Source organism: Flavobacterium sp. CYK-55 (assembly GCF_018413465.1).
In the GTDB taxonomy this organism is placed as follows: domain Bacteria; phylum Bacteroidota; class Bacteroidia; order Flavobacteriales; family Flavobacteriaceae; genus Flavobacterium.
In genome coordinates this window covers 1-22,583 of the sequence record NZ_JAHCDK010000011.1, presented here as the reverse complement: position 1 = coordinate 22,583, position 22,583 = coordinate 1, and the positions used below count along the sequence as shown (strand labels likewise).

The following is a 22,583-nucleotide window of genomic DNA, read 5'->3' as shown; positions in this document are numbered from 1 at the left end:
TAAAGGAGCTTAAAAGTTATCAACAATAGGCAGAATATCAGACTCTTCCTTTGAGCGCATTGAATACCCATGCATTGGCCAAAAATCCTACGCCGACGGTTCCAAAGCCCCAACCGGCTACTTCATTGTATTTAAAAACGCCCATGCCTATGAGGATTAACCCCATAATGACCATGATTAAGGTGGCCCAGCCCAAGACGGTATTTTTGTTCATCATTTTCATGTTTAGAATTTTAGTGGTGGTTATAGCAGCGCCAAAGATACAAAGTCAGCGGTCATGAGAAAATCGTCACCAACATTTCTTTGAGCAAATCGTGCGTAGGCAATGCATTCGCGCCCACGCCTTTGCTTTTTACATCAATGTCGCGCAGTTTGGCCACAATGCTACTCACTTTTTTCATCGGATAATGGCGCAAAGCCACATCGTAATCTTTTAAAAAATACGGATTCACCTTGAGCACCGAAGCTACATTTTTGGGGTTTCTATCCTTCAAACCGTGGTATTGCAACAAGCTCACAAAAAAAGAAAACACTTGCGCCGTAGTCAAAACCATCGGATTGTCTTTGGGGTTATCGGCAAAATACTTCGCAATTTGATACGCCTTGAGTTGGTTCTTCTCACCAATGGCTTTGCGCAACTCAAAAACGTTGAAATCTTTACTAAAGCCAATGTTCTCCTCAATATGTTGCGCGCTGATGGTCGTTCCTTTTGGTAAAACAATTTGCAACTTCTCAAGTTCATTGTTTATTTTACTCAAATCAGTACCCAAAAACTCCACCAACATAGCCGCAGCTTTGGGTTCAATCCCGTAGTTTTTGCCTTGCAAGACGCGTTTGATCCAATCGCCTACTTGATTTTCATACAGCTTTTTACTTTCATACACCAAACCGTTTTTCTCAATCAACTTGGTTACTTTTTTGCGTTTGTCAAGCGTTTTGTATTTATAACCAAAAACCAAAACCGTTGTAGGTGTGGGTTGTTCGGCATAAGCTTCAAACTTGTCTATATACCGAGACAAATCTTGCGCTTCTTTTACAATAATCACTTGGCGCTCGGCCATCATCGGATAGCGTTTGGCGGCTGAAATCACCTCTTCCATACTCACATCGCGGCCATACATCACCGTTTGGTTAAAACCTTTCTCGTCTTCAGTGAGCACATTTTCTTCAATAAAATCGCTGAGTTTATCAATATAATACGGCTCCTCGCCCATCAAAAAATAAATGGGTTTGATGTTTCCGGCTTTGATGTCGTTGACTATTTTAACTACTTCGTCCAAGGTTTTTATTTTATTTTTGTAGCAAATTCCCGCTGTCCTTCCAAATCTTTTGCGCTCAAGAACGCTGCAAAAGGATTTTCCCTCCCATCGGGGCTGGGCTTTAAGTTTGCTGATGCGCCGGTTTTTAAATCAAATTCAGCGTCAATGAACAATTTATTTATCTTTGCCGCATGCAAAAACTCAATTTTCCGGCTTATCGGTTTCGGCTCAAAAATAGTGAAAATAAAACAGCTATTTTTGATGAAATTCGCAAAAAGTTTGTGATCCTCACCCCCGAAGAATGGGTGCGTCAACACGCCGTTCAATGGTTATTGCAAGAAAAAAAATACCCGATTTCACACCTCAATGTCGAGAAATCACTCAAAGTAAATGGCCTGATTAAACGCTACGACGCTTTGGTTTTTAAGCCCGACGGAAGTATTTTTTTGTTGGTTGAATGCAAAGCGCCTGAGGTAAAAATCACCCAAGATGTTTTTGATCAAATTGCGCGCTACAATCTGACCCTTGATGCCCAATATCTCATGGTCACCAATGGTTTGAATCACTACTTTTGTCAAATGGATGTTCAAAACCAGCGCTATCAATTTTTGGCCGATTTACCCACGCAAAACCAACGTTTATGAATCAACCTTCAGTTGCTGTTGTTATCCTGAACTGGAACGGATGCCCATTGCTTGAACAATTTTTGCCTTCGGTCATACAATATTCGCCTGAAGCTAATATTTATGTGGCCGACAATGCATCTACCGATGATTCCATTGTTTGGGTTCAATCAAATCACCCCGAAGTAAAAATCATTCAAAACACAAAAAATTGGGGTTTTGCTGGTGGATACAATCAGGCTTTACAACACGTAAACGAACCTATTTTAGCCTTGGTCAATTCTGATATTGAAGTTACCCAGCATTGGCTCAAACCTATTTTAGAACAATTCAATACGCAACCGCAAACGGCCATTGTTCAACCCAAAATACTTGACTTTAAAAACAAATCCAAATTTGAATATGCCGGAGCCGCCGGTGGTTATATCGACCGATTTGGTTTTCCGTTTTGCCGCGGACGCATGTTTGATACGCTTGAAGATGATTACGGCCAATACGACCAAACCACTGAAATTTTCTGGGCATCGGGCGCTTGTTTGTTCATTAGAAAAGAAGTTTTTGAAAAGCTCGGCGGTTTTGATATTGACTTTTTTGCGCATCAAGAAGAAATTGATTTGTGTTGGCGCGCCTACAATCTAGGCTACAAAGCCACTTACGAACCCAAATCAACAGTTTATCATGTTGGCGGCGCTACTTTGCAACAAGGCCATCCGCAGAAAACCTTTTTGAACTTCAGAAATTCATTATACATGCTCACCAAAAATTTGCCGACTGCTCAATTGTTTCCGGTGCTTTTTATCCGACTGTCGTTAGATGGCATTGCCGGTGTGCAATTTATATTCAAAGCGCAACCCAAACATTGTTGGGCCATTTTGCGATCACATTTTTGGTTTTATCTCATGCTCATCAAGAACTGTCGCAAAAGAACCGGACGATATACCCATAAATATTATCTGACTACCAGCATTGTTTATCAATATTTTGTGCGCCAAAAAAAGCACTTTCAAGATATTTTTTAACATTAGTTTATAGTATGATGTTGGCTTCTATGCGTTTATTACTTTATTTTTGCCAACGTAACAAACAAAGCCTTTTATTATGAAGAGAATCGTTTTAGCCCTATCCGTTCTTGGTTTGCTATCCACTTCATGTGGTACCAAAAAGAAAATTGCCGAACTCGAGCAAAAAAACAAAGAATGTCAAGATTTGTTGAACTCGACTACCGTGAAACTCAATATGTGTTTGAGCGAGAAAGAATCACTTTCAAGCCAAATTGATTTCTTGAAAAAGAACAATGCTGATTTGATCAACAATGTCGGCAACATGACTACGCTTACGCATCAAGGTGCGCAAAACATTGAAAAAGCATTAGAAACCATCAAAGAAAAAGATTTGAAGATTTCAAGAATGCAAGATGCTTTAACCAAAAAAGACAGCATCACCTTGGCTTTGGTCACCAGCCTGAAAAGTTCGGTAGGAATCTCTGATCCGGATATAGAAGTAAATGTTGAAAAAGGCGTAGTATTCATCTCTATTGCTGATAAATTACTCTTCAAAAGCGGAAGTTACTTAGTGAGCGACCGCGCCAAAGAAGTTCTGGCCAAAGTAGCCAAAGTCATCAACGACAAACCTACTTTTGAATGTATGGTTGAAGGCCACACCGACAACGTTCCGTTTACCGGAAACGCTGTATTGCTCGACAACTGGGATTTGAGCGTAAAACGCGCCACAGCCATTGTTCGCGTATTGACCAAAGATTTAAAAGTAAACCCTGCGCAACTTATTGCTGCCGGTCGTAGCGAGTATATTCCGCTGGTTGCCAACAACACGGCTGACAATCGCTCTAAAAACCGCAGAACGCGCATTGTGGTGATGCCAAAAATCGATGAGTTCTACGAAATGATCGAAAAAGAAATGAAAAAACCGGCAAAATAATTTGCTCATTCTATAAAACAAAAACGCTCAGCAAACACTGAGTGTTTTTTTATGGTTAAAAAGAAGTTTAAAAGGGTTGAGAGGTTTAAAAAGTTTAAGAGGTTTATCGGAAACATTTCTGTTTGCAGAAAGTATCATATCTATATCCCGCAGGGCGTGTCTGTAGCGCAGCATGTCTGTAATGAAACGTGTCTAAAAAATATCCACTTCGCCTTTTCCTTCGCGCACCACCACAGGTTCATAGCCCGACAAATCAATAATGGTTGAACCCATATTGTCACCATAACCGCCGTCAATGACCAAATCAACCAGATTTTGCCATTTTTCAAAAATAAGTTCCGGATCGGTTGAATATTCTAAAACCTCATCTTCATCATGAATTGAAGTCGATACAATTGGGTTGCCCAAAACACGCACAATCTCACGCGCAATGTTGTTATCAGGCACGCGGATTCCGACAGTGTTTTTCTTTTTAAACTCTTTGGGCAAATTGTTGTTGCCCGGCAAAATAAAAGTATACGGCCCGGGCAAAGCGCGTTTGAGCAATTTAAAAGTCGAGGTATCAATCTGGCGCACATAATCAGATAAGTTGCTCAAATCATAACACACAAACGAGAAATTGGCTTTCTCAAGCTTGATGCCTTTAATTTTGGCAATGCGCTCGAGCGCGCGACTGTTGGTAATATCACAGCCCAACCCGTAAACGGTATCGGTTGGATAAATCACCAAACCGCCATTTCTGAGCACCTCAGCCACTTTTTTGATCGCGGCTTCGCTGGGTTTGTCTTCGTAGATTTTAATAAATTCGGCCATATTTTAATTGCGCGTTGTGTGCAGAAAAGATTCCGGTTTACAGATGTTTCAACTAAACCTCTTCAACCATTTACACTTCATAAACTTACTCAGTATTGTGTTTGTCTGTGCAAAATAACGAATAAACAAATCAAAGCAAGAACAATTCAACCGTTTATTTCTAGGGCGTGCCCCTGCGGGTCGCGTTTTACGCAGTGCGCGGCACTTAGCTCCAACCGCTCACGCGGGCAGTTGTTTCCGCAGAAAGTATATTATTATACAGAAGCTTCAGTATTTTTTTGAGACACGCTGCGCTGTAGACACGAAACAATCATCAATCAAAAATCAAAAATCCTCAATCGTTAATCATCAATCCCACCTCCGCGTGAAGGATGGCAACGGATAGCCCGCAGCCCAAACGAATGTTCTGAAATAACTTTGTGTTTTATAAAAAGAATCTGCCCGCCAAAAACTCGGAATGCTGCGGCGAGGACTAGCAGTGAACAGCCTGACCCGTAGGGGCACGCCCAAATCAAAAATCTTAAATCGTTAATCTTCAATCGTTCATCAAACTTACCCAATGATGTCGAGCTTGGCAAAGCGCAAGAGCAATTTTTTGATGCCGCCTACTTCAAACTTGATTTCGGCTTTTTTGTCGGCACCGGCACCTTCAAGAGCTAGCACCTGTCCTTTTCCGAAACGCTCGTGCATGACGATGTTGCCCACCGCAAGCTGACCCTCAAACAAATTTTGATTTTGACTCGGCGCTTGACTGCTCATCGGTTTGAGTTTGCGAATGTTGGCGGCCGGTGGTGGCGAAGGTATTTTGGGTGGCGATCCGCTGACGGGTTTGGCCAAACGCAATTTTGATTTATCGATTTCACCAAAGATGTCATTGTCAATCATAGGTTTGTAGCGATACGCGTTTTCTTCGGGCGTTAAATATTCTAGATACTGCGGATCAATTTCTTCAATAAAACGCGAAGGTTCGCCATCGGTGAGTTTGCCCCAACGATAACGCGATTGTGCATAGGTTAAATAGGCTTGCTTTTCGGCACGTGTGAGCGCTACATAAAACAAACGGCGTTCTTCTTCGAGTTCGCTGCGTGAGCTCATACTCATGGCACTCGGGAATAAATCTTCTTCCATACCCACAATAAACACCGTCGGAAATTCAAGTCCTTTGGCCAAGTGAATGGTCATGAGGGCTACGCGGTCATCATCGCCGGTATCTTTGTCAAGGTCGGTGGCCAGGGCTACATCTTCTAAGAATTCAGACAAAGCTCCGCGCGCACCATCCACTTCTTTTTGGCCTTCGGTAAAATCTTTGATCCCGTTGAGTAATTCTTCAATATTCTCAATGCGCTGAATACCTTCGGGCGTTGGATCTTTTCTGAGTTCTTGCACCAATCCGGTTTTTTTGGCTACGTGATCGGCCAAGAAAAAAGCGTCTTGGGTTTCGTTGAGTACTTGAAAACTCTTGATCATCGTCACAAAATCTTGCAACTTGTTTTTGGTGCCTGCGTTGAGTTTTAAATCAATGCGCTCAATGTTTTCCATGACTTCAAAAATAGAACGCTGATAATGGTTGGCCGCTACGGTGAGTTTCTCAACGGTGGTATCGCCAATACCGCGCGCCGGATAATTGATCACGCGCACCAAGGCTTCTTCATCTTTTGGATTGATCACCAATCGCAAATAGCACAACACATCTTTGATTTCTTTGCGCTGATAAAACGACAAGCCTCCGTAAATGCGGTACGGAATATCGCGTTTGCGCAAAGCGTCTTCCATAGCACGCGATTGGGCATTGGTTCGGTACAAAATAGCAAACTGGTTGTTGTTCATTTGGTATTGCATTTTTTGCTCCCAAATGGTTCCGGCCACAAAACGACCTTCTTCACCGTCGGTAATACTGCGGTGCACTTTGATGCGGTTGCCTTGTTCGTTGGCCGTCCAGACCACTTTGTCAAGTTTGTATTTATTTTTTTCAATGATGGAATTGGCCGCTTCTACAATGTTGGATGTGGAGCGATAATTTTGCTCCAATCGGTACATTTTGGCTTGCTCGTAATCTTTCTGAAAGTTCAGGATGTTGTTGATGTTGGCTCCGCGAAACGCATAAATACTCTGCGCATCATCGCCCACCACGCAAATATTCTGAAATCGATCAGACAAAGCGCGCACAATTAAATACTGTGAATGGTTGGTATCTTGGTACTCATCAACCATGATGTATCTAAATCGGTCCTGGTATTTGGCCAATACATCCGGAAAACGGTTGAGCAATTCGTTGGTGCGCAAAAGCAAATCGTCAAAATCCATCGCGCCCGATTTAAAACAACGCTCTACATATTCTTGATAAATCTCGCCCATGCGCGGCTTTTTGCTCATGGCATCGGCTTCTTGCAACTCAGGATTGTTGTAATACGCTTTTACGGTTATCAAACTATTTTTAAATGACGAAATGCGTCCTAAAACTTGCTTGGGTTTATAAATGTCTTTATCGAGTTGCTTTTCTTTAATAATCGCTGATATCAACCGAACACTGTCTTGTGTATCATAAATGGTAAAGTTGGACGGATAACCCAGTTTATCAGCTTCGGCGCGTAAGATTCTGGCAAATACTGAGTGAAAGGTGCCCATCCATAAATTCTTGGCTTCACCGCTGCCGACAATTTGCGCAATACGGGTTTTCATTTCACGCGCTGCTTTGTTGGTAAAAGTAAGCGCCAAGATATTGAACGCATCAACACCTTGACTCATCAAATAGGCAATACGCACGGTAAGCACACGTGTTTTTCCGGAACCGGCACCGGCAATGATAATCATCGGGCCATCTTTGTGCAGCACGGGTGCTTGCTGGGCCTCGTTGAGTTGTTGGATGTATTTTTGCATTTCTTGAGTTACAATGTTTTGGTGTCTTTGAGACGGATGCCAAAAATACGGATTTCGTGTTGAAGAATAAAGCGTATTTTGGGCTTAAATTATTCTGATTTGGGCGCTGTTACAGCTTCTTTTTCTAGGGAAGAAATGACTTTTTCTTCTTCAGCCGTGAGCACAATCGCATTGTTTTTTTGCCAAAATTTATCGGTGTAGTGCGTAGGTTTGTCGTAGAGTCGTTTTTTCTTAAATACAGATTTCTTATCGTAAGGTTTGTCTTTTTCAAAATCAGTTACAATCAAATCGCTGCGCCATTCTTCAATATAATTGAGTTTTTTGTTCCAAATTCTGACCTTGCCATACCGATTGCTGTAATACATGAGGTAATTGCTATTGGCCAACTTAAAAGCAACTTTGTACTTAATGTCTACAATAGAAGCTTTGCCAATCAAGAAATTAATGGTTCGGGCATATTGCTGATGCGACGGCGCCATAAAAGTCTCAATTTCATATATCAATTTGGTTTTGGGGTCAAAGGTAACCCAGCCTTTGTTGAGTGGTTTCTCAATGCTAGCGATGGGTTCAAAGTAAATCGTATACAATTCTGCTCCGGAGTTATCTTTCTTTGACTTGAGCATAAACTCATAATCTTCGTAATGATCATCATCAAGCAAGGTTTCAATAAAATATCCAAAATCATAACTTCTGGAAATGGCTGTTTGAATATTCACCAACGAACGCGAGTCTTCATCGTCTTCATCGCTGGATAAAAAGAACGAACGGTTTTGTGGTATGACCAAATCAGACTTGGTTTTTTTGGTGGTTCCGCTCACGTGATAATCAAGCAATCCGTCAGAGAATTTTACGTGCTTTCCGTTTGATTTTACAAACTCACGGTAATACGTATGCAACAAAATAGGCTTGTTGAAACGCGCTTTTGAAACTTTAAAAACATCCAACAAATATTCATGCAACGGAGTTTTGGTTACAATTACTTCTTCGAGTTTTTCTTCGCTGGGCTCCAAGGCAATATTTTGAACTTCTTGGGTAAATTCTGATACCGGAATCGCAGTGGTTTTATAGCCTAAGTACGTAATGACAATGACCGATGATTTGGGTGCCGAAAGCTGAAACAAACCTTCTTCATTGGTGATGGTTCCCAAACCTGAATTTTGCACGCCCACTGATGCTGCCAAAAGTGGCTCTTTGGTTTGCGCGTCTTTAATGCTTCCGCGAATGGCTATATTTTGTGCAAAAGTCAAGCTGCCAAAAAGCAATACAAAGGCATAGAGAATTTTCATCATTTTTATTTTTTGTTTCCTGCTAAAATAAGGCAAATTGGTCAATCCAAAGCAATTGTTAATTTCTTTCAAACAAAAATTCAACTTAGTAAACTATTATTTTATTTTTGTCGCGAAAAAAAGCAAAAACCATGGAAAATAAACTGTTTGAAATTCTGAGTTACACTTTGCCTTCGCTCGTAACCGGAGGCGTTGCTTATTACTTTTTTACCGCTTATTTCAAAGACCAACGCAACACGCGTCGTTGGTTGGTTCAACGCGAATTACAAAAAGAATCTCTTCCGCTCAGATTGCAAGCCTTTGAACGTATGGCTTTGTTTTTAGAGCGCATCAATCCGAGTAAATTGCTGTTGCGTGTAGCGCCGATTTCTGAAGAGAAAAAACACTACGAAAACTACTTAGTGGAACTCATCGAACAAGAATTTGAGCACAACATGACCCAACAAATCTATATGTCTGACGAATGTTGGACGGCGATTGTCATGGCCAAAAATGCTACGGTTCAAATCATCCGCAAATCAGCTTTGAATGAAAAAGTAACAAGTGCCGACGGGTTGCGCGAGGCCATCTTAACCGAAATGGTCGACCGAAGCGCCCCGAGCAACACCGCACTGGCTTACTTGAAAAAAGAGCTCAAAAATTATATGTAATTAGCGCGAATAATTCGGTGCTTCTTTGGTAATGGTCACATTGTGCGGATGACTTTCGGCAATACCGCTTGAGGTGATGCGCACAAATTTTGCCTTTTGCTGTAAAGTCGCAATATCTTGGGCTCCGCAATAACCCATTCCGGCGCGCAAACCGCCAATAAATTGTTGCATGCTCTCGTTGAGTTCACCTTTATATGGAACACGCCCGACAATACCTTCGGGAACGAGTTTCTTGACATCGTCTTCCACATCCTGAAAATACCGATCTTTAGAACCTTCTTGCATGGCCTCAACTGAGCCCATTCCGCGGTATGATTTGAATTTTCTACCTTCAAAAATAATGGTCTCTCCCGGAGATTCTTTGGTTCCGGCCAAGAGCGAACCGAGCATCACGCAATCAGCGCCTGCAGCCAAAGCTTTCGGAATATCGCCCGTATAGCGAATACCACCATCAGCAATCACCGGCACACCACTGCCTTTTATGGCTGCGGCTACTTCAAGCACGGCAGAAAACTGCGGAAACCCTACCCCGGCCACCACACGCGTCGTGCAAATCGAGCCCGGACCAATACCTACTTTTACGCCATCGGCACCCGCAGCTACTAAATATTGAGCGGCCGCGGCGGTAGCTATATTGCCCACCACCACATCAAGTAATGGAAATTCTTTTTTGATTTCTTTGAGTACATTCACCACGCCTAAAGTATGTCCGTGGGCGGTATCGATCACAATCGCATCCACACCGGCTTGCACCAAAGCGCGCGCGCGATCAACCGCATCAGGCGTAACACCAACCGCAGCGGCCACGCGTAAACGGCCGTAACTGTCTTTGTTGGCAATCGGTTTTTGGCTGAGTTTGGTGATGTCGCGAAAAGTAATCAAACCCACCAATTTATTTTGGGCATTCACCACCGGAAGTTTCTCAATTTTATTTCCTTGCAAAACTACCTCGGCTTGTTCGAGTGAGGTTCCCTCAGCCACAGTTACGAGCGGTTGCGCGGTCATGACTTCGGTAATCGGACGTTTGAGGTTGCGCTCAAATCGCAAGTCGCGGTTGGTCACAATGCCTTTAAGAGTTTGCTGCTCATCTACAATCGGAATACCGCCAATGCCGTATTCGCGCATGGCAGCTTGCGCATCGGCCACCGTAGCCGTGAGCGGTAAAGTAACCGGATCGATGATCATGCCTGACTCAGCGCGTTTAACTTTGCGCACCTCAGCGGCTTGCTGGGTGATGGTCATGTTTTTGTGCAAAATACCCATACCGCCTTCGCGCGCCATAGCCACAGCCATCGCACTTTCGGTAACGGTATCCATCGCGGCCGAAACCACCGGAACATTGAGCGTTATGTTTTTTGAAAATCGCGAGCGGATACTCACTTCGCGGGGTAAAACGTCTGAATAATCAGGAACGAGTAAAACATCGTCGTAGGTCAAGCCTTCACCGACAATTTTGGATGCATGTGCATTCATGGCAATTTAGTTGTTGTTGTTAAATTGCAGGCAAATATAGTTATTTTTTGGACACGCTGCACTAGAGACACGGCTGCGCCTCAAGACACGTTTCACTATAGACACGCTGCGCTACAGACCGCTGCGCTTTAGGACAAAAGAGATTGTTTGAGAAAGTTGAAGAAGTTTATAAAAGTTTAGGAAGTTTAGTTTGAAACGTAATTCGTAATTCGTAATTCGTAATTCATATTTATTTTCTCATCAATTCAAAAATCAACAATCAACATTCTTCAATCACTAATCTTTCAGCTGCGTGAGATTTAGCTTCGCTCAGTTCGGCTAAAGCCTCGGGTGACTCGAGCGGAGCGAACAGGCGAAGCAAATTAAGAGGAGACTAGAGCTTGCGACTGTATGGAGCGATAGCGGAATAAAAGTCCGGTGGACTTCAGATTTGATATTAAGAGGAGACCCGAGACCGCAGGTCGAACTGTATGGAGCGATAGCGGAATAAAAGTCCTGTGGACTTCAGATTTGATATTAAGAGGAGCAAGTCCAGTGGACTTGAGGTATCTTTTAAAGTTTCATTTTAGATAAATGTCTAAATAATAAACTGTACGCGTGAGGGATGGCAGTGAAAATCCTTTTTTGAGGAACGAAAAAAAAGATTGCAACGAACAGCCCGACAGCGGCGCAGCGCAGCGGAGCCGGTGGCACGCCCTGAAAATGATTTAATGAAACTCACCAAACAACTTTAAAGCCTCGTTATAGCTGCTTTCAAATGAGGTTGGATTGAGTCCGGTTGGGGCTTTTTGTGCCGTAAAATACGAGAGTAATTTTTCGGTGGGCATGTTGCCGGTCAAATCGTCTTTGGCCATTGGGCAACCGCCAAATCCTTTGATGGCGCCGTCATAGCGCGTGCAACCTGCCTGATAAGCCGCGTGCACTTTTTCATACCAACTATCGGGCGTAGTGTGCAAGTGCGCACCAAATTCAATGTGCGGATATTTCGGAATCAAGTTTGAAAACAAATAGCTGATTACCTCGGGTGTTGAGCTGCCAATGGTGTCTGATAATGACAAAATGCGCACGCCCATTTGCGCGAGTTTTTCGGTCCACTCGCCAACGATTTCAACATTCCACGGGTCGCCATACGGATTGCCAAAACCCATAGATAAGTAAGCCACGACTTCTTTGTTTTTAGCCGAAGCTATGTCTAAAATCTCTTGTAACGTAATCAATGATTCGGCAATGGTTTTGTGCGTATTGCGCATTTGGAAGTTCTCTGAAATCGAGAACGGAAAACCCAAATACTGAATCTCTGAGTACTCGGCTGCCGAAACCGCTCCTTGTGTATTGGCAATAATGGCCAAGAGTTTACTGGTGGTTTGCGATAAATCAAGCCCAGCGAGTACCTCAGCGGTATCTTGCATTTGCGGAATGGCCTTGGGCGAAACAAAACTGCCAAAATCAATCGTATCAAAACCCACGCGCAACAACGATTGTATGTAGGCAATCTTGCGCTGGGTAGGAATAAACGGTTTGATGCCTTGCATGGCATCGCGCGGACATTCGATGATTTTGAGCTTGTTCATAGAGCGCCAAATATAATAAAGAATTTTGGGCTACGAAATCGTTTTCAAGGCTTATTTTATGATGCATTTGAGGCATATTTTAAAATATGCTATAAAATGGTAATAAATTAAAATATTACATAAATTGGTAATAATTAAATTTATTTTATACTTTAGCAGTGTAATTCAATTTGTTATGATAGCCATTATTACCGGAGATATGATCAATTCGCGCAAGCCAACCGATTTAAATTGGCTTGAAGGATTAAAAAAAATACTCGGCAAATACGGACAGTCGCCTGCTCAGTGGGAAATTTACCGCGGAGATCAGTTTCAACTTGAAGTGGCCGTGCCCGAAGAAGCTTTGCACACCGCTTTTCTGATTAAAGCCTATTTAAAAACACGCAAACTCGACGCGCGCATGAGTATTGGTTTGGGCGAAAAAATCTACACCGCCGATAAAATCTCCGAAAGCAACGGCAGTGCTTTTGTGCGCTCAGGCGATTTGTTTGAAACGCTCAAAAAACAAAAACTCACTTTGGCGGTACAAACTGGAGATATTGCTTTTGATACGGAACTCAACCTGATGCTGCGTTTAGGGCTAACCTTTATGAACCATTGGCTCGCGCAACCTGCCGAATATGTAGTAGCCGCTTTAGAACATCCGAAGTTTTCACAAGAAGAAATCGGTCAACAACTGGGTATTAGTCAAGCCGCCGTAAGCCGCCGACGCAAACGCGCAGAATTTGACCTTTTGCTCGAACTTGATTTATATTACCGCAATCGTCTTCAAACCATTACGCTATGATTTTGTTTGTACAATTACTGCTGGCCCACTTAATAGGTGATTTTGTACTGCAACCCAATGCTTGGGTAGCCAATAAAATGCAGCATAAGCACAAAAGTGTTTATTTGTATGCACACATTTTATTACATGGCATACTCGCTTGGTTGTTTTCATGGTCGTGGTCATTTGCAGGATATGCCTTGCTGTTGGCTTTGCTACACGGGCTGATTGATTTGCTCAAACTTTATTTACAAAAACCCCAAACCCAACGCTATTGGTTATTAGGCGATCAGTTATTGCATCTGATTTCAATCGGCGCGATGGTACTGTTGTATGAAAAAACGAATCTGAATTTATATACCCTAGACCAACGCGTTTGGCTCTATACCACCGGTGTTTTGTTTTTGACTACACCGGCATCCATCATCATTAAAAACATCATCTCAATCTGGACGCCCGCCCAACCCAATCAACCCGATGAACCGACCGATTTGCAAAACGCAGGCAAATACATCGGCATCCTCGAACGCTTGTTTGTATACTTTTTTGTGGTAGCCGGAAACTTTGCCTCGATTGGTTTTTTAATGGCAGCTAAATCGATTTTTCGATTTGGCGATTTAACGCAAGCCAAAGACCGACACCTCACCGAATATGTGCTCATCGGAACACTCATCAGTTTTGGAATGGCCATTGCCGTGGGTTATCTAACGTTGTGCTGCTTACCCTATTTTTTCTAAAATAGCCTGATTGATTTGCTTGACCAGCGCCGGGCCTTCATAGATGAATCCGGTGTATAACTGAACCAAACTGGCTCCCGCCTCGAGCTTATCAAGCGCATCTTGTGCCGAATGTATCCCGCCCACACCTATAATCGGGAAAGCACCGCCACTGTTTTGGGCCAAAAAACGAATGACTTCGGTAGCACGCGCCGTAAGTGGTTTGCCCGACAAGCCTCCGGTTTCAGATTGATGCACTGATTGTAATCCTTCGCGCGATAAGGTGGTATTGGTGGCAATCACACCCGCAATTTGGGTGGTTTTGACAATATCAATAATATCGAGCAATTGTTCGTTGGTTAAATCAGGAGCTATTTTGAGTAAAATAGGTTTGGCTTTTACCTGCGCTCGGTTTAAATCTTGTAAGGTTTGCAGCAAAGCCGTGAGCGGTTCTTTGTCTTGCAAAGCGCGTAAATTGGGCGTATTGGGCGAACTCACATTGACCACAAAATAATCAACTACGCTGTATAATGCTTGAAAACTATACACATAATCATCAGTAGCCGACTCATTGGGTGTGTTTTTGTTTTTGCCGATGTTACCGCCCACAAGCACGCCTTTGTTTTTTTGCAAACGCAACGCCGCCGCATCAACACCTTGGTTGTTAAAACCCATGCGGTTGATAATGGCCGAATCTTCAAGCAAACGAAACAAGCGTTTTTTGGGGTTTCCGTCTTGCGGTTTGGGTGTGAGCGTGCCTACTTCGATAAAGCCAAAACCCAGACAAGATAATTCGTGGTACAGCAAAGCATCTTTGTCAAAACCGGCCGCTAAACCTACCGGATTTTTAAACTTGAGCCCAAAAACTTCGCGCTCCAAACGCGTATCAGTAAGTTCATAAGTGCGTTTGAGCAGCCTTTTCACGCCGGGTATTTGGGCCGCAAAACGCAAAGCCGAAAAGGTAAAATGATGGACTTTTTCAGGGTCAAACCCAAAAAGAATCGGGCGAATGAGTTGTTTGTACATGGTTGTGTTGTTGTGCGGCAAAGGTAAGGCACAAAGCTGAATGTGGCAAATAGTGTTGCGCTTTAAGACACGCTGCGCTTGAGACACGGCTGCGCCTTGAGACACGCTGCGCTACAGACCACTGCGCTTTTGGACAAAAGGGATGGTATGAGAAAGTTTAAGAAGTTTATAAAAGTTTAGGAAGTTTAGTTTGAAACGTAATTCGTAATTCGTAATTCGTAATTCGTAATTCGTAATTCGTAATTCGTATTTATTTTCTCTTCAATTCAAAAATCAACAATCAACATTCTTCAATCACTAATCTTTTGGCTGCGTGAGATTTAGCTTCGCTCAGTTCGGCTAAAGCCTCGAGTGAAATTAATAAGGAGACCCGAGACCGCAGGTCGAACAGTATGGAGCGATAGCGGAATAAAAGTCCAGTGGACTTGAGGTATCTTTTAAAGTTTCATTTTAGATAAATGCCCAAATAATAAACTGTACGCGTGAGGGATGGCAGCGGTTAGCCCACAGCGAGGCACGAGCGAGGACTATGAGCGAACAGCCCGACAGCGGCGCAGCGCAGCGGAGCCGGTGGCACGCCCAACTTTTAAGACTCGGCTACACCTTAAGACAAGCTGCGCTTTGGACACGTTTCACTATAGACACGCTGTGCTACAGACGCGGCTGCGCCTTGAGACTTGCAGGTTCGATTGAAATTGTTAGCGATTTTTTTATGGGTTGGCTTTTGAAAATAAAAATAGGCATCATGAAGATTAAATTTTTATTTTTACAACCGTATACGCCTAAAATTTTTACACGCCATGAAATGGAACGCCCGCCCACTGGTGCATCGCGCCGAATACAGAATCTTGGTAGCCACCGACGATTTTGAAACTTCACAATGGATCAAAACTTTTACTGATGCGCGCTGGAGCCACACGCACCGCGGTTGGCATGTGCCTGATACTGAGCGCAACCGAGCCGTTTTTCGACTGGCGCCGAAAATAGATAAAAGCCCCGATAAATCAATCGTGCAGCAAGTGGCGCGGTTTAAACTTTGGCTGCAATCGCGGCGATACAGCGAAAATACCGTAAAAACCTATGCCGATGCGCTGATTTGTTTTTTGACTTTTTTTGTGCACAAAACCGTGGACGAGATTGATATTGACGATTTGATTTTGTTTAACAATGAATATATTTTGGAACAGAAATTATCGGCTTCCTATCAGAACCAGATTGTCAATGCCGTGAAGTTGTATTTTGCGCAAATTCAGCATCGCAAACTGGATGTTGAACTGATTCACCGGCCCAAACGTCAGAAACTTTTGCCTAATGTGCTCAGTAAAGCCGAAGTTAAAATGCTCCTGGAAGCTCATGTCAACTTTAAACACAAAGTAATGCTGTGCATGATTTATAGTTGCGGGCTGCGCAGCAGTGAACTGGTTGGGCTCAAACCGACCGATATTCAATCAGACCGCAATGTGGTGGTGATTCGGCAAGCCAAAGGAAAAAAAGACCGGATTGTTCCGCTATCGCCGTTGATTCTTGACATGCTCAGACAATATTATACCGGCTACAAACCCAAAGTTTGGTTGTTTGAGGGTAACCAACCCGGCGCACCTTTCTCGGCCAAAAGCCTTCAGTTTGTACTTAAAGAAGCGGTGCGCAAAACCCAAATACAAAAACCCGTTACCTTGCACTGGCTGCGCCATAGCTATGCCACACACCTACTAGAAAGCGGCACCGACTTGCGCTATATTCAGGAACTCTTGGGCCACAACAGCAGTAAAACCACCGAAATTTATACCCACGTGAGTACACAAAGCATACAAATGATTAAAAGTCCGTTTGACGATTTATAAATTTTTATATCTTCGCTATGAACGGATATATTGCGACCTATTCCATTAGAAATGGATGTTTTTGGATGGTTTTTTGGGGGATATATCAGAGTTGTGCGATATGCGGCCAAAAGTTGCGGAAAAACTACTAGCAATAAAAATCACTAACTATTTTTCATAGATTTGCAACAAACAAAATAAATTACGATTGTAAGTGAGTAAAATTGACGAAATACCAGTAATTATTGACATTCCGAAAAGCGAATTAGACAAGTTTGATGCTCTTATCAAACAGTATAGAACTAAGTATATTCGTACTTCACAAGAAATTGTTGAATTTGCTCTTACTCAAAACAAAGAATATCTAAAACAAATAAAATCAAAACACGTAAGCAAATGTATATCAGAGCTTCGTGAAATTGTTTGGCAAGAATATCTCTTGGACGAGGTGAATTTCAATGCTATCTTAATGCGTGATTTACATAAAATTATAGAAACACCTAAAGAGATTTTAGAAGTTTTACTTTACAAAAACATCACTGATAAAAAAGGAGAAGAACTTGTTGAAACTATAAAAGAAATTTGTGGTGAATATGCAGGACGTGTTTTTCCTTATATTTATAGACTTTCTTTAAGCAATACACAATCAAGACGTTCAAGAGCTGGAAAAAGTTTTGAAGCAATCATCTATAAAATATATGAAAATCTTGGCTATGAATATGATAGCCAAAGTAAAGTTGGTCGTAAAACATTTGACAGTTTAGGTTTAGGAAAAAAAGTAGATAGCATTTTGCCAAATATAAAGTGTTATTCTGAAAGACGAAATAAAACTATCATTGGTACAATGAAAACTTCATTGCGAGAACGTTGGCAAGAAGTTGCTGAGGAAATTGAGCGCACTAAAATACCAGAGATACATCTTTTAACTGCTGACGAAAGTATACCCAAAAGTAAAGCCCAAGAAATGGCAAATCACAATATTATTGTGGTTACTTATGATTGGGTTGCTAATTCTGAATCTTTAAAATCAATGAAAAATATCATTAGTTTTGAAGAGTATTTATTTGAAGAAATTCCTAACATTTTAAAATTTTGGAATGAAAACAAATGACAAAATAAAAATCATTGACCTTTTCGCTGGAATTGGCGGCATCAGACTTGGTTTTGAAATTGCATCAAAAAACAATATTGAATGCGTTTTTACAAGCGAGTGGAATAAATATTCTGTTGCAACATATACAGCCAATTTTAATGACTTGATTGTACACGGAGATATTACACAAATTAATGAAGAGTTAGTTCCTGAACATGATATTTTATTGGCTGGTTTTCCATGTCAACCATTTTCCCAAGCAGGCTTAAAAAAAGGGTTTTCAGACACTAGAGGAACTTTATTTTTTGACATTGAACGAATATTAATTGCAAAAAAACCTCAAGCTTTTTTACTTGAAAATGTGAAGCAGTTAAAAGGACATGACAAAGGAAGGACATTAGCTACCATAATTGAGCATTTAAAAAATATCGGTTATGAAAATGTTCAATATGAAATTTTGAAAGCAAGAGATTTTGGTCTTCCTCAAAATAGAGAAAGAATCTATATTGTTGGATTTTTAGATAACTCTGTTAAGTTTAAATTTCCAAAACCAACTAAATTACCAACTAAAGTTGGTGATATTTTAGAGAAAAATGTAGATGAAAAATATACAATTTCCGATAAACTTTGGGAAGGACATCAAAGAAGAAAAATATCCAATAAAGAAAAAGGAAAAGGTTTTGGATTTGGTATTGTAAATGAAAATTCTGAGTATACAAATACAATCTCTGCGAGATATTATAAAGACGGAAGCGAGATTTTAGTTGAACAAAAAGGTAAAAACCCAAGAAAACTAACTCCAAGAGAAGCTGGTCGCTTACAAGGTTTTCCTGATGATTTTATAATTCCAGTTTCAGACAATCAAGCATATCAGCAATTTGGAAATAGTGTTGCAGTAAACGTGATTGAAAAAGTAGCTGAACAAATGCTAAAACATATTAAACCAAAAACTGAAAATAAGAAGCACATCGCACAACAGCACCTACCCGCAATGTCTTGATTTTCTTCGCTTCACGCTTATTTTTCACGTAGAATTTCTATCTTAGCGGAGCGTACGCTGCTCGCTTTTCCGCCACAAGACATGGCCGCAAAACGTTAGCTGCCAGCGCATTTTCGAGTCGTAAAATAAAGAACTTTTCAAAATCAATTTGTCAAAATTTTAACCGAAACTTGAATTTTGGCTTCTCGCCTATTTTGTCTAAAAACTTTGCGGAATTTGATTGCGTAAAACGTTGCGTGAAAAACAGAACGCAAACTTTGAGCATAAATGAGCGCCAACCAGCTAACAGCGCATCAAGCGCCATTGCTGCTTTTTTTAAACTTAATATTCAGTTTTCACGTTTTTTGTTTAGCTTAGCGGAGCATACGCTTTTCGCTGTTCCGCAACGTTCGCCTATGCGCAACACGTTAGGTGACATTTCAAATCGACGCGATAAAAAATCATTCAAAAAATTTGCATTTGTTATCTTTTAAGATAACTTTGCCACATGACAAGAACAATTATATTTTACGAAAATCACTTTATAAAATTTTATCAAGATCAAAATGATAAAGTGAAAGGTAAAATTCAACAAGTTCTTGAATTGATTAAACAAGTCGATCGTGTTCCTGAGAAATTTTTAAAACATTTATCCGGAACTGATGGATTGTATGAAATAAGAGTAGAATATCAATCAAATATTTATAGAATATTCTGCTGCTTTGACGAAGGTAAATTGGTAATTCTTTTTAATGGTTTTCAAAAGAAAACTCAAAAGACGCCAAAGAATGAATTAGATAAAGCGATTGAATTAAAGAAAGAATATTTTACACAAAAAAAGTAATCATGGGAAAGTACGATAACATTAAAAATTTTGACGAACTAATTGATTTAGAACACGGAAAAATCGGAACCGAAACCAGAAATAAATACGAAGAAAATTCACAGATGTTTATCATAAGTGAAATGCTCAAAGAAGCGCGTAAAGATGCGAATCTAACTCAAGAACAATTAGCCGAAAGAGCTGGAACAAAAAAAAGCTATATTTCAAAAATTGAAAATGCTAAAGGCAATATTCAACTTTCAACTTTAATCAGAATTTTTGAAATTGGTTTGAATAAAAGGGTTGGCCTAACTTTCTTGTAAACAGAAACGTCACCTAACCGCGGTCATAACTCATGGCTTGATTTTCTTGGCCTCTAGCCTATTTTTCACAAACAAAATTCTATATTAGCGGAGCGTGCGCGGCTCGCTTTTCCGCCACGAGATATGGCCGCAAACCGTTATGCCGCATTGCATTGAGCTCGAAACTAAATTTGGTGGTTCAAAAATAAATACTTACTTTTGACGTTAGTAAATACGTAAAGCGTGATTAAAAGTTTTAATAGTAAAGAAACTGAGAAAATTTGGGAAGGAATTCAGTCAAAAAAACTTCCAGCCGATATACAGAATGTCGCTCGAAGAAAATTGAGAATGATCAATAACTCTCAAAATATAAATGATTTAAGAATTCCGCCGGCAAATCATTTAGAAAAGTTAAGTGGAAATCTTGCTGGATTTTATAGCATACGTATTAATAAACAATGGCGTATAATTTTCAAATGGGAAAATGACAACGCTTTAGAAGTAGAAATTGTTGATTATCATTAAATAGAAACAAAATGGAAAAGCTTAAAAACATTCATCCTGGAGAAATCTTGAAAGAAGAGTTTCTTGAACCTTTGGAAATAAGCGCATATAGGCTTTCCAAAGAAACATTTATTCCACAAACTAGAGTAAGCGAAATCCTTAAAGGTAATCGGAGAATTACTGCTGACACTGCTTTACGCCTAGCAAAATTTTTCGGAACTTCTGCTAAATTCTGGCTCGGCTTACAAGATGATTATGATATTGAAGAAGAACAAAATTCTAAAAATTCAGTATTCGAAAACATAAAGCAAATTAATAGCAACGCAGCATAACCGCGGTCATAACTCATGGCTTGATTTTCTTTGCCGGAAGTTTGTTTTTCACGTAGAAATTATATCTTAGCGGAGCGTACGCGGCTCGCTTTTTCGCCACGAGATATGGCCGCAAACCGTTATAAGTCAGCGCATTTTACGAGCCGCAAAAAACAAACTTCCGCAATTGCCAATCTGACTTTTTAAATCGCGCTGTTGAATTTTGCTCAACTTTGTCGGCAATTTTTGAAGCAATTTTCCTAGCGGAAATTTCGCTGCTTTTTGGAAAATAATCTGGACAAACTTTGTGTGAAAACTTGACGAAAACCAAACGCAAACGAAACCTAAACGTTACGTGAAAAACAAGACGAAAACGAAATCTAAACTTTGTGTGCCAACAGCGCTTATTTTATTTCGGCTGCGCCGACAAGTTTTCTTTTTTTCAAGCTTTACGTTGAGGCAATTCCGGCTAAACAATTCTTTGTGTAAAAAACTTTGCGCAAACTTTGTCCATATTAAGCGCCGAACTTATAACAGCGCATAAACGCCATTGCTTGATTTTGTTGGCTTTATGTTTGGTTTTCACGTAAAAATTTTATCTTAGCGGAGCATACGCTGTTCGCTTTTCCGCAACACGCGTCTATGCGCAGACCGTTATGCGAAATTTTAGAGAACATTCAAAATATTCAAACAATTAAATCATGGTTAGACAAAAAAAATCAAATTCTCCAGATTGGTTTGATAAATTTGAAAATACAATTCAGTTTATTTATGATAAGAAATTATGGATTTTTGCTGGAGGATTATTTATAACATCTATAACTTTTATAATAAATATATTTTGGCAAATATCAGCAACCAATGCTAATATTAATGAATATAATGCTTTAAATCATCAAAACGAGATGACTAAAAGGAAAGTCGAAGTTATTAGCAAAGGAATGAAAATGACAATGGAGAAAACTAATGATGCCATAAATTATTATCAAATGGTAGTATATACAATTAGGGATAAAAAATATCCAATTGATACTATTTTAAAAGTTGGAAGACATTTTATTAATGAGTCTCAAATCGTATTAGATGCACAATTATCAGTATTATCTTCAATATATTTTTCAGAGAAAGAATATGATAAATATACACAAGACTTTGTAAATGATCTAAATACTATTGATGACTTACTAATTAAAATGGATATTTTTTTTGAAGATTCTTTTGGAAAAAACGAAGAACAAATTCTTAAGTATTATAGAGAAACAAATAAGAGAGATGCGAGAAAATTACTGCGAACTTTAAATAATATTGAAATTAGACAACATGCATTCAAAAGCGTATTTGAACGCTCTAATGAAATCAGGAAAGCTGAGTTAGAAAAACTTAAAGCACCAATTGATTTGTTTGGTATAAAAGCATCTTATATTCTAGGAATAGCTGCAGCATATTGTGGTTTTTTTATATACTTTGTGATTAAGAAATTTAGAAGAACATACAAATAAAAACTTCGCATAACCGCGGTCATGACTTATGGCTTTATTTTCTTAGCTTCTCGCCTATTTTTCACGTAGAAATTCTATCTTAGCGGAGCGTACGCGGCTCGCTTTTCCGCCACAAGACATGGCCGCAAACCGTTGTGCGCAATTGCTCAGCAAAAACGTTGATAAATATTGGCCGCTTTTTTTGCTTTGCGGTGGAAAAGATTGTTTGATTTTCCAGCTCAAGCTTTTGGCTATGAGATAGCTGAAAATTGCATTTT

General features: G+C 40.5%; 23 protein-coding genes. 14 read left to right on the top strand and 9 right to left on the bottom strand.

The features are described from left to right. Window positions 1–37 precede the first annotated feature (37 nt). From KIH23_RS11370 to KIH23_RS11360, 3 genes are all read right to left on the bottom strand, one after another. The gene (locus KIH23_RS11370; RefSeq protein WP_249684905.1) at window positions 38–214 is read right to left on the bottom strand and encodes a CAL67264 family membrane protein; all 177 of its coding nucleotides are present in this window, start codon (window positions 212–214) and stop codon (window positions 38–40) included. Window positions 215–275: 61 nt separating this feature from the next. Further along, a complete protein-coding gene (gene holA / locus KIH23_RS11365; RefSeq protein ID WP_213213614.1) occupies window positions 276–1,280 on the bottom strand; it encodes a DNA polymerase III subunit delta in 1,005 nt (334 codons plus the stop codon). 5 nt (window positions 1,281–1,285) lie between these two features. Further along, on the bottom strand, window positions 1,286–1,456 hold the full coding sequence (locus KIH23_RS11360; protein ID WP_213213613.1) for a hypothetical protein: 171 nt from the start codon (window positions 1,454–1,456) through the stop codon (window positions 1,286–1,288). On the opposite strand from KIH23_RS11360, the gene KIH23_RS11355 reads away from it, so the two are divergent. The 3 genes from KIH23_RS11355 to KIH23_RS11345 all read left to right on the top strand — a co-directional run bounded on the left by KIH23_RS11355 (window position 1,451) and on the right by KIH23_RS11345 (window position 3,817). Then, a complete protein-coding gene (locus KIH23_RS11355; RefSeq protein ID WP_213213612.1) occupies window positions 1,451–1,903 on the top strand; it encodes a type I restriction enzyme HsdR N-terminal domain-containing protein in 453 nt (150 codons plus the stop codon). The genes KIH23_RS11360 and KIH23_RS11355 overlap by 6 nt on opposite strands. Then, window positions 1,900–2,901, top strand: a complete 1,002-nt coding sequence (locus tag KIH23_RS11350) for a glycosyltransferase family 2 protein (protein WP_213213611.1) — start codon at window positions 1,900–1,902, stop codon at window positions 2,899–2,901. The genes KIH23_RS11355 and KIH23_RS11350 overlap by 4 nt, the downstream gene beginning before the upstream one ends. 79 nt (window positions 2,902–2,980) lie before the next feature. Then, window positions 2,981–3,817, top strand: a complete 837-nt coding sequence (locus KIH23_RS11345) for a flagellar motor protein MotB (RefSeq protein WP_213213610.1) — start codon at window positions 2,981–2,983, stop codon at window positions 3,815–3,817. A gap of 192 nt (window positions 3,818–4,009) precedes the next feature. Here KIH23_RS11345 and KIH23_RS11340 read toward each other — a convergent pair whose 3' ends face one another. From KIH23_RS11340 to KIH23_RS11330, 3 genes are all read right to left on the bottom strand, one after another. Continuing rightward, a complete protein-coding gene (locus KIH23_RS11340) occupies window positions 4,010–4,630 on the bottom strand; it encodes an L-threonylcarbamoyladenylate synthase (protein ID WP_213213609.1) in 621 nt (206 codons plus the stop codon). Window positions 4,631–5,182: 552 nt separating this feature from the next. Next, a complete protein-coding gene (locus tag KIH23_RS11335; protein ID WP_213213608.1) occupies window positions 5,183–7,507 on the bottom strand; it encodes an ATP-dependent helicase in 2,325 nt (774 codons plus the stop codon). Window positions 7,508–7,596: 89 nt separating this feature from the next. Then, a complete protein-coding gene (locus KIH23_RS11330) occupies window positions 7,597–8,796 on the bottom strand; it encodes a carboxypeptidase-like regulatory domain-containing protein (protein ID WP_213213607.1) in 1,200 nt (399 codons plus the stop codon). 128 nt (window positions 8,797–8,924) lie between these two features. Here KIH23_RS11330 and KIH23_RS11325 point away from each other — a divergent pair, with 128 nt between their 5' ends. Beyond that, complete coding sequence (locus tag KIH23_RS11325) at window positions 8,925–9,443, top strand: hypothetical protein (protein WP_213213606.1); 519 nt, start codon at window positions 8,925–8,927, stop codon at window positions 9,441–9,443. On the opposite strand, the gene guaB is transcribed toward KIH23_RS11325, so the two are convergent. Together guaB and KIH23_RS11315 are read right to left on the bottom strand one after the other, a co-directional pair. Further along, the gene (gene guaB / locus KIH23_RS11320; RefSeq protein WP_213213605.1) at window positions 9,444–10,916 is read right to left on the bottom strand and encodes an IMP dehydrogenase; all 1,473 of its coding nucleotides are present in this window, start codon (window positions 10,914–10,916) and stop codon (window positions 9,444–9,446) included. Between the two features lie 707 nt (window positions 10,917–11,623). Further along, the gene (locus KIH23_RS11315) at window positions 11,624–12,487 is read right to left on the bottom strand and encodes a hydroxymethylglutaryl-CoA lyase (RefSeq protein ID WP_213213604.1); all 864 of its coding nucleotides are present in this window, start codon (window positions 12,485–12,487) and stop codon (window positions 11,624–11,626) included. A 175-nt stretch (window positions 12,488–12,662) separates the two neighbouring features. On the opposite strand from KIH23_RS11315, the gene KIH23_RS11310 reads away from it, so the two are divergent. Next, entirely contained in the window at window positions 12,663–13,274 is a 612-nt protein-coding gene (locus tag KIH23_RS11310; RefSeq protein ID WP_213213603.1) for a SatD family protein, read from the top strand. Further along, window positions 13,271–13,990: a DUF3307 domain-containing protein gene (locus KIH23_RS11305; protein ID WP_213213602.1), complete on the top strand. Its 720-nt coding sequence runs from the start codon at window positions 13,271–13,273 to the stop codon at window positions 13,988–13,990. Before KIH23_RS11310 ends, KIH23_RS11305 begins: the two co-directional genes overlap by 4 nt. Here the strand turns inward: KIH23_RS11305 and KIH23_RS11300 are convergent. Further along, window positions 13,973–14,995 (bottom strand): quinone-dependent dihydroorotate dehydrogenase, encoded by a 1,023-nt coding sequence (locus tag KIH23_RS11300; RefSeq protein ID WP_213213601.1) that lies wholly within the window; start codon window positions 14,993–14,995, stop codon window positions 13,973–13,975. The two genes, KIH23_RS11305 and KIH23_RS11300, sit on opposite strands and share 18 nt — an antisense overlap. Before the next feature lie 800 nt (window positions 14,996–15,795). Here KIH23_RS11300 and KIH23_RS11295 point away from each other — a divergent pair. The 8 genes from KIH23_RS11295 (at window position 15,796) to KIH23_RS11260 (ending at window position 22,326) form a co-directional block, all read left to right on the top strand. Next, window positions 15,796–16,836: a tyrosine-type recombinase/integrase gene (locus KIH23_RS11295; protein ID WP_213213600.1), complete on the top strand. Its 1,041-nt coding sequence runs from the start codon at window positions 15,796–15,798 to the stop codon at window positions 16,834–16,836. 193 nt (window positions 16,837–17,029) lie between these two features. Then, a complete protein-coding gene (locus tag KIH23_RS11290) occupies window positions 17,030–17,926 on the top strand; it encodes a type II restriction endonuclease (protein ID WP_213213599.1) in 897 nt (298 codons plus the stop codon). Then, window positions 17,913–18,908 carry a DNA cytosine methyltransferase gene (locus KIH23_RS11285; protein WP_213213598.1) on the top strand — a complete coding sequence of 332 codons (996 nt, stop codon included), beginning with the start codon at window positions 17,913–17,915 and terminating at the stop codon, window positions 18,906–18,908. Before KIH23_RS11290 ends, KIH23_RS11285 begins: the two co-directional genes overlap by 14 nt. Window positions 18,909–19,395: 487 nt before the next feature. Next, entirely contained in the window at window positions 19,396–19,731 is a 336-nt protein-coding gene (locus KIH23_RS11280) for a type II toxin-antitoxin system RelE/ParE family toxin (RefSeq protein ID WP_213213597.1), read from the top strand. A gap of 2 nt (window positions 19,732–19,733) precedes the next feature. After that, window positions 19,734–20,033: a helix-turn-helix domain-containing protein gene (locus KIH23_RS11275; protein WP_213213596.1), complete on the top strand. Its 300-nt coding sequence runs from the start codon at window positions 19,734–19,736 to the stop codon at window positions 20,031–20,033. Between the two features lie 222 nt (window positions 20,034–20,255). Next, window positions 20,256–20,537: a type II toxin-antitoxin system RelE/ParE family toxin gene (locus KIH23_RS11270; protein ID WP_213213595.1), complete on the top strand. Its 282-nt coding sequence runs from the start codon at window positions 20,256–20,258 to the stop codon at window positions 20,535–20,537. Between the two features lie 11 nt (window positions 20,538–20,548). Then, entirely contained in the window at window positions 20,549–20,848 is a 300-nt protein-coding gene (locus tag KIH23_RS11265) for a HigA family addiction module antitoxin (RefSeq protein ID WP_213213594.1), read from the top strand. Window positions 20,849–21,528: 680 nt separating this feature from the next. Then, entirely contained in the window at window positions 21,529–22,326 is a 798-nt protein-coding gene (locus KIH23_RS11260; RefSeq protein WP_213213593.1) for a hypothetical protein, read from the top strand. Window positions 22,327–22,583 lie beyond the last annotated feature (257 nt).

Coding starts and splice junctions, on each gene's coding strand:
- KIH23_RS11370 (WP_249684905.1), bottom strand. CDS start 214: ATGAACAAAAATACCGTCTTGGGCTGGGCCACCTTAATCATGGTCATT.
- KIH23_RS11355 (WP_213213612.1), top strand. CDS start 1,451: ATGCAAAAACTCAATTTTCCGGCTTATCGGTTTCGGCTCAAAAATAGT.
- KIH23_RS11350 (WP_213213611.1), top strand. CDS start 1,900: ATGAATCAACCTTCAGTTGCTGTTGTTATCCTGAACTGGAACGGATGC.
- KIH23_RS11345 (WP_213213610.1), top strand. CDS start 2,981: ATGAAGAGAATCGTTTTAGCCCTATCCGTTCTTGGTTTGCTATCCACT.
- KIH23_RS11340 (WP_213213609.1), bottom strand. CDS start 4,630: ATGGCCGAATTTATTAAAATCTACGAAGACAAACCCAGCGAAGCCGCG.
- KIH23_RS11335 (WP_213213608.1), bottom strand. CDS start 7,507: ATGCAAAAATACATCCAACAACTCAACGAGGCCCAGCAAGCACCCGTG.
- KIH23_RS11330 (WP_213213607.1), bottom strand. CDS start 8,796: ATGATGAAAATTCTCTATGCCTTTGTATTGCTTTTTGGCAGCTTGACT.
- KIH23_RS11325 (WP_213213606.1), top strand. CDS start 8,925: ATGGAAAATAAACTGTTTGAAATTCTGAGTTACACTTTGCCTTCGCTC.
- guaB (WP_213213605.1), bottom strand. CDS start 10,916: ATGAATGCACATGCATCCAAAATTGTCGGTGAAGGCTTGACCTACGAC.
- KIH23_RS11315 (WP_213213604.1), bottom strand. CDS start 12,487: ATGAACAAGCTCAAAATCATCGAATGTCCGCGCGATGCCATGCAAGGC.
- KIH23_RS11310 (WP_213213603.1), top strand. CDS start 12,663: ATGATAGCCATTATTACCGGAGATATGATCAATTCGCGCAAGCCAACC.
- KIH23_RS11305 (WP_213213602.1), top strand. CDS start 13,271: ATGATTTTGTTTGTACAATTACTGCTGGCCCACTTAATAGGTGATTTT.
- KIH23_RS11300 (WP_213213601.1), bottom strand. CDS start 14,995: ATGTACAAACAACTCATTCGCCCGATTCTTTTTGGGTTTGACCCTGAA.
- KIH23_RS11295 (WP_213213600.1), top strand. CDS start 15,796: ATGAAATGGAACGCCCGCCCACTGGTGCATCGCGCCGAATACAGAATC.
- KIH23_RS11285 (WP_213213598.1), top strand. CDS start 17,913: ATGAAAACAAATGACAAAATAAAAATCATTGACCTTTTCGCTGGAATT.
- KIH23_RS11280 (WP_213213597.1), top strand. CDS start 19,396: ATGACAAGAACAATTATATTTTACGAAAATCACTTTATAAAATTTTAT.
- KIH23_RS11275 (WP_213213596.1), top strand. CDS start 19,734: ATGGGAAAGTACGATAACATTAAAAATTTTGACGAACTAATTGATTTA.
- KIH23_RS11265 (WP_213213594.1), top strand. CDS start 20,549: ATGGAAAAGCTTAAAAACATTCATCCTGGAGAAATCTTGAAAGAAGAG.
- KIH23_RS11260 (WP_213213593.1), top strand. CDS start 21,529: ATGGTTAGACAAAAAAAATCAAATTCTCCAGATTGGTTTGATAAATTT.